1 protein-coding gene is annotated in these 272 nt (G+C 54.0%); it reads left to right on the top strand.

The genetic code is table 11. The features are described 5' to 3' along the window. The first annotated feature begins 3 nt into the window (after positions 1 to 3). Positions 4 to 267, top strand: a complete 264-nt coding sequence (locus tag GHO41_RS29660) for a type II toxin-antitoxin system RelB/DinJ family antitoxin (RefSeq protein ID WP_024265237.1) — start codon at positions 4 to 6, stop codon at positions 265 to 267. Positions 268 to 272 lie beyond the last annotated feature (5 nt).

Below are 272 nucleotides of genomic sequence, written 5' to 3' on the forward strand. Positions count from 1 at the left end.
CCCATGTCCACAAATGCTGTCGTTCGTGCTCGTATCGATGAGCACATCAAAGAAGAAGCCGCTGCAGTACTTGCGACAATGGGCTTAACGGTTAGCGATGCTTTCCGCATGATGATGACCCGTATAGCGCAGGAAAAGGCGCTGCCATTCGAGCCGTTGGTGCCCAACGCCAAAACCGTTGCCGCGATGAAAGAAGCGCGGCGCGGAAAGCTGCAGAAGTTCGCCACCATTGATGATCTGATGGCGGATTTGCATGCGGACGATTGAGAGAA

It is taken from the genome of Pseudomonas sp. FSL R10-0399 (genome assembly GCF_009600165.1).
GTDB classification, from domain to species: domain Bacteria; phylum Pseudomonadota; class Gammaproteobacteria; order Pseudomonadales; family Pseudomonadaceae; genus Aquipseudomonas; species Aquipseudomonas helleri.